The sequence below is a fragment of the Gemella haemolysans genome, assembly GCF_012273215.1.
Taxonomy (GTDB): Bacteria; Bacillota; Bacilli; order Staphylococcales; family Gemellaceae; genus Gemella; species Gemella haemolysans_A.
The window spans coordinates 53,943-68,073 of record NZ_CP050965.1 but is presented as its reverse complement, the minus strand read 5'-3'; the positions used below and the strand labels follow the sequence as shown (position 1 = coordinate 68,073).

The window sequence follows — 14,131 nt, the reverse complement described above, 5'->3', positions numbered from 1 at the left end:
CATTGAATCTTTCATCCCTATAGCACTTCACAAACCTACTGCTATTCTAAATACTTTAAATAAGAAATACACGAATCTATTCCCTTTCCAAATAATTCTATCTATTTTCTTTTTACTCCTACTTTACGTTTTCTCTATAGAAATTAATCGTCTCATACAAATATCTACCAAATACTATTTATCTTATATTTATTATAAAATTTCAATTTAAACATTGTTTATAATTGACAAAAACCCCTATTCAACTTATCATATTTAATAAGAGCTATATTTAAATTAGTATTTATATTTTTTTTGCATTAATATTATGAATTGAATGCATTTATTATACTTAAAGAAAGGGTTATTTTTTTATGAAAAAATATATTATTACTATCGTTACAGTTACTTTAGTAGTTTTAACTGTCGCTTTAGGTGGTTTTTATTATTTAACTAAAGATGATAAAGCAACAACTCCTAATTCTTCTAATCAAAAACAGGATTCTAAAACTTCTACTAATAAAGAGGACGATAAAAATAAAAACGGTGAGAATGAATCATCAACTATGGGTAAAACTCCAGAAACTGTTACTAAACCTACAGTTATCAACGGTATTATTTTAGCTAACAAAAAACATCCACTACCTGCTAATTATAATCCTGGAGAAGATCCTACAGCTCGACAAAAAGTCAATAAGCTTATTGCTGATGCTCAAGCATTAGGACTTAACGTTTCTAACCAAGTATCAGGTTTCAGAGCTTACGATACTCAAGCTGGGCTTTACAATAATTATGTAGCTGCTCATGGAAAACAAGAAGCAGATAGATTCTCTGCTCGTCCTGGATACAGCGAACACCAAACTGGTTTAGTATTCGACCTTATCGACAATCAAGGTCAACTACTAGGATCAGACGGAACTAACGAAGCCAGTAAAAAGGCTGCTGAATGGTTGGCAAATAACGCACATAAATATGGATATATCGTTAGATACAAACCAGAATTCGTAGATAAGACTGGTTATATGGAAGAAAGTTGGCATATCCGTTACGTTGGAGAAGACATCGCTAAAACAATCCACGAAAAAAATATTTCACTTGAAGAGTATTTAAACGCTCCTGGTGGAGATTACGCTAACTAAAATATTATTAAAAAAGGAGAATTAAATGAATAGAAATAGTCAAGGTCCAAACAACCAAAACTTCAATAATCAAAATTTTGATCCTAACTACAATTACGATCCAAATATGGATAACACTCAATACAATAATCAAGGTTATGATCAACAATATCAAAACACTCAATACCAAAACACACAGTATCAACAACCTCAAGATTATAATAACCAACAACAAAACTATAACGTTCCTCCTATGTATATGGAAGAACCTAAAGAGAAAAAGAAAAGTATTATCCCAGTTGTATTAACAGCTATCATCACTTTTATAGTACTAGTTGTAGGATTATACTTCGGTTATAATAAATTCTTGAAAAAAGAAAATGTTATCGACTTAGCTACATATGAAGTAAACTTCGTAACATATGGTGCTGAAGGTGAAGGAAAACCTGAAGTTGATATCAAAAAAGTTCCTGAAGTTGATAACTCAAATGCAGAAATCTCAAACTTATTATCAAACCCAGATATTTCATTTGATAAACAAAGCAATTTAAAAAATGGTGACAAAGTAGAAGTAACTATTTCATTAAATAAAAATACAGTAAACAAATTAAAACTTAAAACAACAGGAGAATTTAAACGTACATTCACTGTTAATGGTTTAAACGAAAAAGCTAAAGAAAAAGAAACTATCATCGTTAAAGAAAGTTCTTCTAGACCTTCAGCTTCTAGCTCTTCAAGTTCTAGAAGTCGTCGTAGTGATGAGCGTACAGCTTATGTTAAACCATCAGCTGGGGTTAACTTAAGAAGTTCTTCTAACGACTCAAGTAGTATCATTACTACTATTCCAGTAGGACGTTCTGTTTACCAACACTATATCGAAGTGAACTCAGAAGGTGAAGCATGGGCTTATGTTTCATACGGAGGAAGTAATGGTTGGATTAGAGCCGACCTAATCGGATAATAGATTCAAAACAAAAAAGTTGATTCACAAAATCGTGAATCAACTTTTTTTGGTTGTATACTAAATCCGGGGCATGGAAAAATTCCAGCCCCGGATTTCAATTTTTATATACAAAAAGACAAATACCCAATATAATTAAAGTGTAGAAAAATAATTAACTAAGAAAGGATATTTGTCATGTCTAATTTTATCACAAATTTACTATTAATAAAAGACCAAAATATAACTATGGATGATAAACTTGATTTAATTAATGTAGACGGTCAAGATACATTCGTATTTCATGGGACTTTATCATACAATCCAAAGTGTTGTACAAACTGTGGTTGTATAAAAGAAGGAAATAATATAGTTAAAAATGGATTCACAGATCCATTAAAAGTAGCTTTATTAAAGATATCAGAATGCCCTACATATCTACGATTAAAGAAACAACGCTTTAAATGTAAAGAATGTAATTCTAAGTTTTGTGCTGAAACATTATTTGTACAAAAACACTGCAGTATATCTAAAAATCTTATATTTCACATTATGAAGAATCTTTCTAAGACAATATCATTTAAAGATATAGCTGAATTAAGTAATGTATCAGTATCTACAGTAGTAAGAGTAATGAAATCATGTAGAGAAGCCGTAGAAATTAAGACTCATTCAAACCTACCAGAACACCTATGTTTTGATGAGATAAAGTCAACTAAAGACAGTAAAAATGGAATGAGCTTCGTATTCTTAGATGCTAAAACACATGATTTTATAGATATTGTAGATGGAAGAACTCAACATATATTAAAACAGTACTTTATGAGATATCCAAGGAAAGTAAGAAAGAAAGTAAAAACAATCTGTATAGATATTTACCCTCCTTATATGAATATGATTAGAGAGATGTTTCCTAACGCTAAAATAATTATAGATAGATTCCATATGGTACAAAATATTAATAGAGAATTAAATAAAGCTAGAATAAAACTAATGAACCAATATAAGAATAAAAAAAGTTCTACTTACACTATTTTAAAGAACTTCTGGAAAGTAATATTAGAAGATAGAGATAAAGTAAATTCAACAAAAACATTCTATTCTAGAAGCTTTAAACGCTATGTAACTAGAAAAGAAGTATTAGATTATATATTAGCTATAGATGATGAATTTACACCTAGCTATGAGAGAGTGCATGAGATAAGAGAAGCTATTAAGGCTAAAGATTCTGTAGAATTAGAGAAGTATATAGATATGGATACTAGAGGATTATCTAAAGGTGTATCTAAAGCTATAAATACTATGAAAAAGCACAAAGAGTATATGCTTAATGCTGTTAAATATAAGTATTCTAATGGTCCATTAGAAGGATTTAATAATAAAATAAAACTACTAAAGAGAGTATCTTATGGATATTCTAGCTTTAGTAATTTCAGATTACGCATTTTAATTATGTCTAGATTATTTGTTTCTGAGTATAAAAATAATGTCAAACTTAAAGAAAACAAGAAAAAATCTAAGCAGCAAAATGCTGCCTAGATTTCATTTCCTATTTTTCTCCATGCCCCGAATTTGACAAAGAGCCCTTTTTTTAATTATCTCTAACTTTGATTTTAACCATAAGCATACTTACTATAGTTATTCCTATTACTATCAAGAATATTGCTTTACTTTGCGTGAAACCAAATAGACCATTTTTAACATTTTTAGCAATCCAAACATAAACATAATCTCCGTAATAAATTCCTAATGCGAAGAATGCTTGATATATCCCCATACTTACATTGCGGTATTCTCTATCAAAATATTGCATAGCAAGTGAAATAAGTGCGTTATATGCACCTCCATACCCTAATCCGTTAAGAATATAACTGAAATAAATAACATACGGATTATTTACATACAGTGCTATTACGTAGAATGCTAATGAACACCCTAATAAGAATAATAAGGTTTTTTGAATACCCCATTTTCTAGTGAAATACACTCCCACAAGAACCCCTGCAATGAGCTGAGGGACAGCAAAGACTGCATCCATATACGCAAGCATAAGTGGCGTCATGTTTAGCTCTGTTTTACCATAAGCTATCATATTAGCTCCACTTGTTGAGAATTTAATAAATGAAAGTAACAATGCTAATAAACAAATATAAATAAAACTCTTATGCTTAATTACTACTTTTACTTTATCAAATGAGAAATCACTATCGATTGGGCGATAATCTTTCATCATAAATGATAATATGAACGTTACTACCGCTATAACTCCCGCTACTATCCACATATAATCAAAGTGTTTATATGTATTCATAGTGAAAACATATTGTATCGGTGCAGCGATAAATTCAGCTAATAACGGTGCTACAGATAATATCGAAACTGATACCGCAGCCTTATCTCTCGAAAATGTTTCTGAGAAAATAACATTAAATAAGGCAAGCATTGTTGCACTTATACCTAAAGATAATGAAGATAGGTATAACGTCACATAACTTCCGTTAAATGCAACTAAAAACGATGTTACAATTAGTAAAAATAATGAGATCTGTACGAATATTTTTCTTCTCTTAAAAATATCACTCGCTAAAAACATCGGCAACCTTACAATTAAACTCATAAGTCCATACCCTGCAGCAATCTGTGCAGCAAGTACAGGAGTTAACGAAAGTCCCCCTTGTTCAATCGGCGTTATGGCATATAATTTTCTATATGCTCTAATAATACTTATTGCCGACCAAAATAAAACTAATATCCAGAATATAATAATTTGATCTTTATTTAATTCAAATTTCTTAGATAAGAAAACTACTAAAATTAAAATTAATGCGATCATTATAAATGAAAATAAAATTTTTGTTTTAACCATCTCCTAGCTGTATAATTTGAGGTTGTTCCAAAAGTTCTAAAAATTAACATAATTTATATGAGAATTCATAGACGCAGTGGTTTATTGATATCTAAATGCGCTTTATAAGAGCTTTTTAGATATCTAATAAACTTTGCGGGGGTGACTCGACAAAATCGATTTCTACGAAATCACGATTTTTGAGTCACTCCCAACCTTTCTAAGACAACATTTAAAATCAACTTTAACATTATACCACAAATATCTAAGTTGTTAAGTAAAAAATACTCAGATTATTATTATATTACTTTCGATAACGTTAAAAAACTTATATTTATCTTTGGATAAAGTTCTCTTATAGTTTTAGCACAACCTAGTAAGGTATTACCACTTGTAAATATATCATCAATAATCAACATACTTCTAACAGTTCCCAAATTTTGTCCATTAGGTAGAATATAGTATTTATTCTCCCCTCTCTCTTTATGAAGTTTCGCCTGTTTTTCTCTATATTCACAGCCTAGTATCTTCTCAAAATTAATGTCGCACATTTTGCATAGCTGTTCAATATGATCAAATCCACGTATAATCTCCCGAATCTCATTAGCAGGTACAATCGTTATCAAATCAAACTTATTTAAAGATAGAAATTGTTTAAACAAATTTTTAAACTTCAGCGCACACGCTACATCTCCAAAATATTTTATCGAATAAATATCATCTTTGACAAACTCATAATCAGAGAAATAATAGAGCGTGTATTCTCCTACTTCTAACACATTTATATCAAGATGTTCCTTACATTCAGCACACAGTTGAAATTTTTCTCTTGTTTTGAAAATTGTATCGAAACCTAACTTACTCCTAATTTCCGATCCACAAAAACTACAATTCATATTCTACCGCCTATTTAACTTTCTATATTTAGCCAGGTTATTCATGTATTCTATTTCCTTAATCGCCGATTTCATCTCCCCGCTAATTTTATCTGATAAAAATACTATATCCCCACTATTATCATAATCCTTTCTTCCTACTCTCCCAGAAATTTGGATTAATGCTGACTTTGTGAAATTTATATGTTTTGCATCAAAAATTATCACATCTAAATAATCAAAAGTCACACCGCGTTCTAATATAGTAGTAGTTACAAAAATATCTATTTTCCTATCATAAAACTTCCTAATCTTCTCGCTTCTATTTTTATCTTCACTATACACAAAATCTATAATAATATCATCTGGAAAAATATTTCTAAGATAAAGTACTGCCGTCTCACACATTTTTATTTCAGGGACAAATATTAAAATTCGTCTGTTTTTAGCTAACCTGCCTTTTATAAATTTCTCTATAAATTTGGATTTCTTCGTAAAATCAAACACCTCTGTCTTTTCAATTTTAATTTTCGGAACAGGCAACAAATATCTATGATATCTTATAGGTATTTTAATAATTTCATCGACACTAGCCTTAATTCTATTTGATGGTGTAGCTGATAAAAACACAAGTACTCCATTATTTTTTAAACTTGTTTTCGCACCATTTTCTAAACATTCATCTCCAGAATACGGAAAAGCATCTACCTCATCAATTATCACTATATCAAAATAATTGTAGTATTTCACAAGTTGGTGAGTAGTCATTATATAAAAATTAGATTCTTCTAGTACCTTCTCTTCTCCGTGTAAGACGTTTATAGGATAACCACTAAAATCGCGAGAAAATCTTTCAAATAATTCTTTAACTACATCTCTCCTTGGAATAGCTAAACAAATAGTTTTATTTTCTAGGATCGCTTGATAAATCACCTCGTAAACTATTTCTGTCTTTCCCGCTCCACAAACAGCCCAAACTAGTGTACTTAAATCTTTTCTAGTATTCTCTACCAATCCTATACTCGCTAGTTCCTGAATATCACTCAGCTTTACACTTGGTCGTTTAGGTGCCTCAATTTTTGATACTGGAATATTAACATGAAATTTTATAAAATTATCATCACTTCTTCCAAAAGAAATACATCTCCTACAATATGTAGTCTTTAGATTATTATTTTCAAAACTAAAAAATAAATTTTGATCTCTATTATCACATTGTAGACAATGATATTTATCTCCGACCAACTCAACTGAATACAACTTTTGGATATACGGACAATTATCTAAACAGTGTAATTTAATTTTTAAATTGAGTAATCTAGAAATAGACAAAAGCAGCCCATCGTACTTCTTCAAAAAAGTTAAATCACTTTCTTTCAAAGTATAGACTGCTCCTGTAATTATCTCATCATAAATTTCTTCAAAATCATCGTTTCTTTTCCCAAAACTATCATAACTGTCTTTGATTCTTCTATAATTAATTTTTTTCTCATAGTCATCCATTTTTGAATAATAAATTATATAAAGTGCTTCTATAAATTCACAGTACTCCCTAAAAAACATTATTTCTCCCCTCCTTATCTGTAAATATTTATTAAATTTTCAGATTATTTTTACTCATTTAGTTAACATCTTAAGCTTTTACAATTCTTTCTAACTTCTATGTTTGCTATATTTAATTTTATTTTAACAAAAATATATTTATAAAGCAAAATAAATATCCATTTTATAAAAGCGACATTTTTATGCAAACTATATTGCTAACGTTATCAAAAAGTGGTATAATAAAACTATAAAAAGAGGGGGAACCCCCTATAAAGTAGCTAGGCTACTTTATGAAAGGAGTGCTTTAAAATGTTAAGATATCAAGTACGAGGAGAAAATTTAGAGATTACTCAAGCAATTAGAGAGTATGTTGAAAACAAAGTTTCTAAATTAGAAAAATACTTTGCTGACAGTTTAGAAGCAAACGTTTATGCTAATGCTAAAGTATACAAAAATAATAAGAAAAAAATTGAAATCACTGTGCCACTTAAAGGTGTAACACTTCGTGCAGAAGAAACTAACGAAGATTTATACGCAGCTGTTGATTTAGTTGTAGACAAACTTGAACGTCAAATGAGAAAACACAAAACTAAAATCAATAGAAAAGGACGCGAAAAAGGATTTGTTGAAGAAAATCTTCTTACTAACGAGTTAGAAGAAGCTGAAGAAACTACATTAGATTTCGGTAAAGTTAAACAACTTAAAGTAGAACCAATGACAAGAGAAGAAGCTGTATTCCAAATGGAACTTCTAGGACACGATTTCTTCGCATTCTTAGACAGCAATACAAACGAAATTTCAGTAGTATACAAACGCCGTGACACTGGATACGGAGTTCTAGAAATTTCTAAATAATTAACAATGAGTTTAAACTTAATCAACCATCTTCCGTAGGTGGTTGATTTTTCTTTATAAATACAATAAAATAAAACTAATAAGAAATGATATACGATATAGAAGAAACACTCTCTTATATGTATTTTTTCTGTACTCTTATTGTATCCAATTAGTTTTTTATTCCCCTTACTATTTTATAGTAGCTAAAGTAAAACACAATAGTGTTTTACTGCGAAGAAATAAGACTACAGGCTTATTTCTTAACCGGAATATCCTTTTGTACAACAAAAGATATGGAGGTGTCGCAAGCTACACAAAAATAGTAAGGAGAGAAAATATAAACTTGCAAAATACCTTTTCTATAACTACATACAATACCATTAGGAGGATTTTTTATGACTAAAAAAGTTGCTTTATTCGTTGAAAACGGAAGTGAGGAATTAGAATTTATCGCACCTCTCGATATATTACGCCGTGCTAATATTCATGTTGATCTAATTTCTGCCAACAACGAAGATCACATAACAAGCTCACACGATGTGAAAATAATAGTAGATAAAAAAATTAACGATATCGACAACATCCTTGACTATGATGCTATAGTAATCCCTGGTGGAATGCCTGGAAGCACACTACTTCGCGACAACGATAAAATAATTGAATTTTATCAAGAAATGTATAACAACGGAAAACTTGTTGCAGCTATCTGTGCCGCACCTATCGTTTTAAGCAAAGCGGGTATACTAGAAGATAAAGAAGTAACTTCTTATCCAGGATTCGATAAAGAAATAAACTGCAAAACATACAATAACGAAAAAGCGGTAATCGTTGATAAAAATGTAATTACTGCCCAAGGCCCAGCTGTCGCAATTCTATTCGGTTACGAAATCGTTAATTATCTACTTCAAGACGATACTGCACAAAACATTAGCAACGCTATGCTAGTACCAGTATTAAAAAACAACTTATAAAACACAAAAATTAAGACCTCAGATTAACTTATCCGAGGTCTTTTACTATTTTATTATTTTGTTAATTCTTCTAATTCTTTCATCGCATTAAATACAACTTCTGGAGTACAAACATCAACTGCAAGTTTAAATGTTTCTTTTTCACTAGCTGCAAATTCTGCAATTTTCTTCATTTTTTCTTCTACATCTTCAGTTACATTAACACAAGCTAAGTTGTAAGCTAAGTTATTGTCTTTATAGAATGGAACAAGTTTCTCAACTTCTTCTCTCTTACCTTCAGCAAGTAATTGAACTAAGATACCATAAGATACTTTTGTACCATGTAACACAGAGTGTGTTTCTTTAACTAAACTCATACCATTGTGCACTGCATGAGCTCCTGCCATACGTCCATAGTGAACACCGAAGCATCCAACACATCCTGAGATTGCAAATACTGTGTCTACAGCATTTTTGAAACTTTCTGTTACTTCACCTTTCTCCATAGCTTCTAATGCACCATTAGCATCACGTAAAAGCACATCACGAGTGATTTTAGCTGCTTCTAATCCCATTCTTACAAAAGGATCGTTAAATTTATTATTTCTTTCAACTAAAACTACTGCTTCATACCATTTTGCTAAAGTATCACCGATACCTGCTACGAAATATTCTTTTGGTGATTCTAATAATAAATCTAAGTCTGCCACACAAGCATATGCAGTACGTTTAAAGTATGCAACTTCTCTAAATGTGTGGTCTGGGTGATAAACCGCAGCTACAGGTGCATAAGGTGCACAAGTTGCGATTACCGTCGGTACTGTCATGTACTCAACGTTTAAGTTTTGTGCTACACCTTTGGCAGTGTCGATAACACGACCTCCACCTACTCCAAGAACTACGTCAACACCTTCACCAAATTCATCTGCAATACGTTGCATATCCTCAAAAGATGCCGATCCATCATATTTCGCTACTCTAAATTCTCTATTTCCTTTATAAAACTTCGTAAACGCCGCGTAAGATTTTTCTCCAGTAACAATCAAAGGAGTTTTAAACCCTTCTAATCTATTATCAAGTGCAGATAATGCCCCACTTCCTGAAATATATTCACTTACCCCTGGTCTCGCTACATTTGCTAATTCAAACATTTTACATCTCTCCTTTGTTGTTAATTTATTTTTGTTTTTTATAATGTAATTACGATTATAACATTTCCGAAAACTAAAATCAATAGTAAGTTAAAAATATTTTATTTTCTGACAATTATTATAAAAATTTAAAATTATACTCTTTAAATCCAATAATAAAACAAGGTAACATAGAAGTATTTCTTATCAAAAGAGCACATTTCTCTTTCCAAACACTTCTACATTACCTTAAAATTTTATTTTATCTAGGGAAAAATATAGTCCCCTCTTTTTTAGTCTGACCTTTTGTGATAGATTCAACGATTGTGCTAGCTTTTTCAAGAGCAACTATCTGTCCATCTAATTTCTCAATTAAAATTTTTCTACCTTTATATGGACTATAGACACTCGCTTCCACATTCTCTATTCTTAAATAATATTGTTCATCATATCCATTATCACGTAGCATATTTTGAATTTGAGCTAAATTCTCTTCATTATAATCTACATACTCGAAAAGTTTTCTATTTTGCAATCTCTTCGCTAAGTCTGCAGCTATCGCATCAGCTTTATCTTGAATAAGAGCACAACAGTATAATAATGAATTCTCATCTAATCTGAAATACTCCTCTTCTCTAACTTCGGCTTTTTCTAAAAATGGAATTAGCACCTTCATATCTTCAAAATAATCTTTATTGTCTTTAAAAATATCTTTTAATCTATTAAATAGTTGAATAAACACTGCTTCATAACTTCTAGCTACAGGGTGATAGTAAACTTGCCAGTACATTTGGTACCTCGCCATAATATAGTCTTCTACACTATGGATACCTGTATGTTTTACTACAATCACCTTCCTACCTTCACTTGTTTTTCTAACACGCATCGTACGCAATATTCTTTCTAAGTCAAATTGTCCATAACTCGTAGCTGTAAAGTAAGAATCACGTAGTAGATAATCCATTCTATCTGCATCGAGTTGCCCAGAAACAATTTGGTTTAATATATCATTTTCATGAGTATGTTGGATAATAGAAACGATATCTTCAGGCAATTTTCTAGATACAGCTCGTAAAATAGAATTTAATTCTGTATTCCCCAATATAATTTTTGCGGTATATTCCTCGTGACTATGATTAGTTACATGTTCAAAAGCATGAGAAAACGGGCCGTGTCCTACGTCATGTAGCAACCCAGCAAGCATCACGCACACTTTTTCATATTCAGTTAACTCAACACATAAAGACTTTATCTCAGTTACCATCCTTCTAACAATCTCATACACCCCTAACGAGTGAGAAAATCTTGAATGTTCTGCTGTTGGATAAACTTGAAAATCTCCCCCTAATTGTCTAATACGACGTAATCTTTGGAACTCCTTGCTATCAAGACAATTCCAAATTACCTCATAATGGATATGAATATAACTATGCACTGGATCCTTTAATACTTTAGTTTCATCTAATCTTTTTAATTCCATCCCTATTCCCCCTATCATAACCGATAATTTTTACTATATTTCTCTCATATAGATGTTTCTCTAAATTTGAGGTGTAAAAAAATATATTTCAAGTATAAAATGTATATTTATCAGTATATTATAGCATATTTCAGGTGTTTTAAAAAGCACCTGTGTATATTTGAGGTTTAAAAGAAAAAAACAAGTATTCAGAAGCTTTTTCCCCTTTTTTTCCCCATAAAAAAACAACCCCCATTAGGAGGTTGAAAAATGTTTGCTATTTTGTTTTATGGAAGGAAAACCGACTGCGGACGCTATTTTGTTACTATGATACATCGCATTAACCAAATAAATATTACAAGGAGAAATAGCGTCCCGTCTTGAAAAACTTTAGTATTAAAAGAAAGTTTAGGTTGTAATACCAACTGACTATATTTTAACATACGATTTTCCGATAATCAAAGTTTGACTGAAATTTTTTTTAAAAAAAGCCCCTTATTTTGGGGCTTAAAATTTATCTAGTGTTGTGTAAGAAAGATAGTGTAATTTCGTCACGATCTAAAACTGCTTTGTATTCACTCATGTAGAATTGATATGATTTGTCACAATCATCACCATTATCAACCTGGAATATTAATTTCTCATAGTCATCTTCTTCCATATTTCCTAAATGTGCTTTTAGCTCTTCTACTGAATAGCAACATGTACAATCATTAGGTTTATCCTCAGTCCAGTAAGTCACTGTTGCTCCATCTTCTAATACTAATTCATTTACCACTACCATCATTTTATCATAATTTCTCATTTTTAATTCCTCCGCATATCTGATTAATTTTTTTGCTACTTTAAAACTCATATTTTCTAACTCGTACTTACCACTGCGGTAATTTTGAATAACACTTAGTGTCAATCCTGTATCTTTTGAAATTCTATAATCAGTTAAATCACTGTTGAATAATTCTTCTATTTGTTTAATCGCTTGATCTATCATTGTAAAACCTCCTAAATAAGTTTTAAGATAATTGAAATTATCACGGCAAATATACCTAATATTATAATCATAGTTTGTATTTTTTCTTTTTTCATGATATAATGTGAATAACATTTAGGTACTAGGAGCTTTTATAAGCTCCGTTCCCTAAGGGTCTATTTACAGACTTTTACAAAGATTTCAAGAATTGTGTTTACTATTTCGAGGATAGCTAACACTGTTGCTAGTACCAACATCTTGTCTTTGTGAGAGTCTGTTTTTTTATTTCTTCTGTTACTCACTACCTCACCTCCTTTACATTATTAATTATACCTTATATAAGGTATAAAGTCAAGAGATATTTAAAACTTTTTTTAAAAAATACATAAAAAATAAGCCCCTACTTTTAAGTAAGGGCTAAAATCATTAAAATACTGTAACTTCTGTTAAGTACTTATCTTCAATCCATTGATCGCTATCCTTGTAATTTACTCTACTCCAACCGCCTTTTTTCTCGTACACACGTACTCTAGTTCCAGCTGGGACAAATTCTTTATCCTCACTATCTTCTGTTGGTTGGCTTTCTAACACATAATCAATGCTTACTGTTGCTTCGTAATAAGGTTCATCACGCTTAGCTAGTTCTACGTCTTCATCTAAAATGCTTTTCTCTACAACTGGTGGTTCAGTTACGTCTCCAGCTAATAATTGCTTAATTCGATTGATGAAATATTGTCTACACGCTTCAGTTCCTGCTCCGTTGTAAGCTCCACCATTTCCGTGTAATTCCATACTTCTATGAGGGCAAGAAGTCGCACTAAATTCGTGGTGTAATTTAACTGTGTCTTCGTTGATAGGTAAGCCATAGCTTTGAAGTACTTGACCTGCTAGTAATAGTGTAGCATCTTCATTAGCTATAAATTCACTATCACTTGCTGACATTGATTGACAAACTTCAAACCCGATAAAATTACCATTTCCGTAAGGGTTAGCCGTGTGCCACTCTTGATGGTTAGATGGTTGGAATACATACACGTCGTTTCTATCTACATAGTACGCTGCGAACCCTCTGTCAAGAGTTCCATTGTTCACTCTATCGACTAAGAATCCGTCATATTGTCTAGCTGATAGCGAACCCCCATCATTATGTATTACTATTCCTAGTATATCGTTTTTAGGTGGAGTAAAAAATACTCCGTTTTGAAAATAATCGCTATAAATTTCTGTCATGTTATTTATCCTCCGTATTGTTATTATTTCTACTTTGCTTAACCACTTGATGTGTTCCTACACTTGCAAGTCCTAAAAGTACTGCGTTAGTATCTTTAAATACCGCCCAACCTATAAGCCCCCAAGTACTCCTAATACTTGAGGGATAAGTTCTGTCGGAAACGGTTTCCACTCTTTTAAAAACTTACCTAATAGGTTAAGTCCGAACACGATAAGTGTTAATAAAATAGGTTGTAATTGTTCCATTGTTTTG

14 protein-coding genes are annotated in these 14,131 nt (G+C 31.1%); 5 read left to right on the top strand and 9 right to left on the bottom strand.

Annotation, left to right across the window (positions count from 1 at the left end):
- Positions 1 to 353 precede the first annotated feature (353 nt).
- The 3 genes from FOC48_RS00460 (at position 354) to FOC48_RS00450 (ending at position 3,576) form a co-directional block, all read left to right on the top strand.
- On the top strand, positions 354 to 1,118 hold the full coding sequence (locus FOC48_RS00460; RefSeq protein WP_003147966.1) for a M15 family metallopeptidase: 765 nt from the start codon (positions 354 to 356) through the stop codon (positions 1,116 to 1,118).
- Positions 1,119 to 1,143: 25 nt separating this feature from the next.
- Entirely contained in the window at positions 1,144 to 2,058 is a 915-nt protein-coding gene (locus tag FOC48_RS00455) for an SH3 domain-containing protein (RefSeq protein WP_003147967.1), read from the top strand.
- A gap of 177 nt (positions 2,059 to 2,235) precedes the next feature.
- Positions 2,236 to 3,576, top strand: coding sequence for an ISL3 family transposase (locus FOC48_RS00450; RefSeq protein ID WP_003148113.1), 1,341 nt, complete (start codon positions 2,236 to 2,238; stop codon positions 3,574 to 3,576).
- A gap of 52 nt (positions 3,577 to 3,628) precedes the next feature.
- Here the strand turns inward: FOC48_RS00450 and FOC48_RS00445 are convergent, their stop codons facing one another.
- The 3 genes from FOC48_RS00445 to FOC48_RS00435 form a co-directional block, all read right to left on the bottom strand.
- Complete coding sequence (locus FOC48_RS00445; protein ID WP_003147969.1) at positions 3,629 to 4,903, bottom strand: MFS transporter; 1,275 nt, start codon at positions 4,901 to 4,903, stop codon at positions 3,629 to 3,631.
- Between the two features lie 278 nt (positions 4,904 to 5,181).
- Positions 5,182 to 5,778: a ComF family protein gene (locus FOC48_RS00440; RefSeq protein WP_003147970.1), complete on the bottom strand. Its 597-nt coding sequence runs from the start codon at positions 5,776 to 5,778 to the stop codon at positions 5,182 to 5,184.
- A gap of 3 nt (positions 5,779 to 5,781) precedes the next feature.
- On the bottom strand, positions 5,782 to 7,320 hold the full coding sequence (locus FOC48_RS00435) for a helicase-related protein (RefSeq protein ID WP_003147972.1): 1,539 nt from the start codon (positions 7,318 to 7,320) through the stop codon (positions 5,782 to 5,784).
- Between the two features lie 291 nt (positions 7,321 to 7,611).
- Between FOC48_RS00435 and hpf the strand changes: the two genes are divergently transcribed.
- Both hpf and FOC48_RS00425 read left to right on the top strand, forming a co-directional pair.
- Positions 7,612 to 8,157: a ribosome hibernation-promoting factor, HPF/YfiA family gene (hpf, locus tag FOC48_RS00430; RefSeq protein WP_003147973.1), complete on the top strand. Its 546-nt coding sequence runs from the start codon at positions 7,612 to 7,614 to the stop codon at positions 8,155 to 8,157.
- 377 nt (positions 8,158 to 8,534) lie between these two features.
- The gene (locus FOC48_RS00425; protein WP_003147974.1) at positions 8,535 to 9,110 is read left to right on the top strand and encodes a DJ-1 family glyoxalase III; all 576 of its coding nucleotides are present in this window, start codon (positions 8,535 to 8,537) and stop codon (positions 9,108 to 9,110) included.
- A gap of 53 nt (positions 9,111 to 9,163) precedes the next feature.
- Here the strand turns inward: FOC48_RS00425 and FOC48_RS00420 are convergent, their stop codons facing one another.
- The 6 genes from FOC48_RS00420 to FOC48_RS10070 form a co-directional block, all read right to left on the bottom strand.
- The gene (locus FOC48_RS00420) at positions 9,164 to 10,240 is read right to left on the bottom strand and encodes an iron-containing alcohol dehydrogenase family protein (protein ID WP_003147975.1); all 1,077 of its coding nucleotides are present in this window, start codon (positions 10,238 to 10,240) and stop codon (positions 9,164 to 9,166) included.
- Between the two features lie 241 nt (positions 10,241 to 10,481).
- Complete coding sequence (locus tag FOC48_RS00415; protein WP_003147976.1) at positions 10,482 to 11,699, bottom strand: HD domain-containing protein; 1,218 nt, start codon at positions 11,697 to 11,699, stop codon at positions 10,482 to 10,484.
- A gap of 493 nt (positions 11,700 to 12,192) precedes the next feature.
- Complete coding sequence (locus FOC48_RS00410; RefSeq protein WP_003147977.1) at positions 12,193 to 12,669, bottom strand: hypothetical protein; 477 nt, start codon at positions 12,667 to 12,669, stop codon at positions 12,193 to 12,195.
- 155 nt (positions 12,670 to 12,824) lie between these two features.
- Complete coding sequence (locus FOC48_RS10075; RefSeq protein WP_269208075.1) at positions 12,825 to 12,950, bottom strand: hypothetical protein; 126 nt, start codon at positions 12,948 to 12,950, stop codon at positions 12,825 to 12,827.
- A gap of 124 nt (positions 12,951 to 13,074) precedes the next feature.
- Positions 13,075 to 13,878: an N-acetylmuramoyl-L-alanine amidase gene (locus tag FOC48_RS00405; protein WP_003147978.1), complete on the bottom strand. Its 804-nt coding sequence runs from the start codon at positions 13,876 to 13,878 to the stop codon at positions 13,075 to 13,077.
- Positions 13,879 to 13,989: 111 nt separating this feature from the next.
- Positions 13,990 to 14,124, bottom strand: a complete 135-nt coding sequence (locus tag FOC48_RS10070; RefSeq protein WP_301952018.1) for a hypothetical protein — start codon at positions 14,122 to 14,124, stop codon at positions 13,990 to 13,992.
- Positions 14,125 to 14,131: the final 7 nt, after the last annotated feature.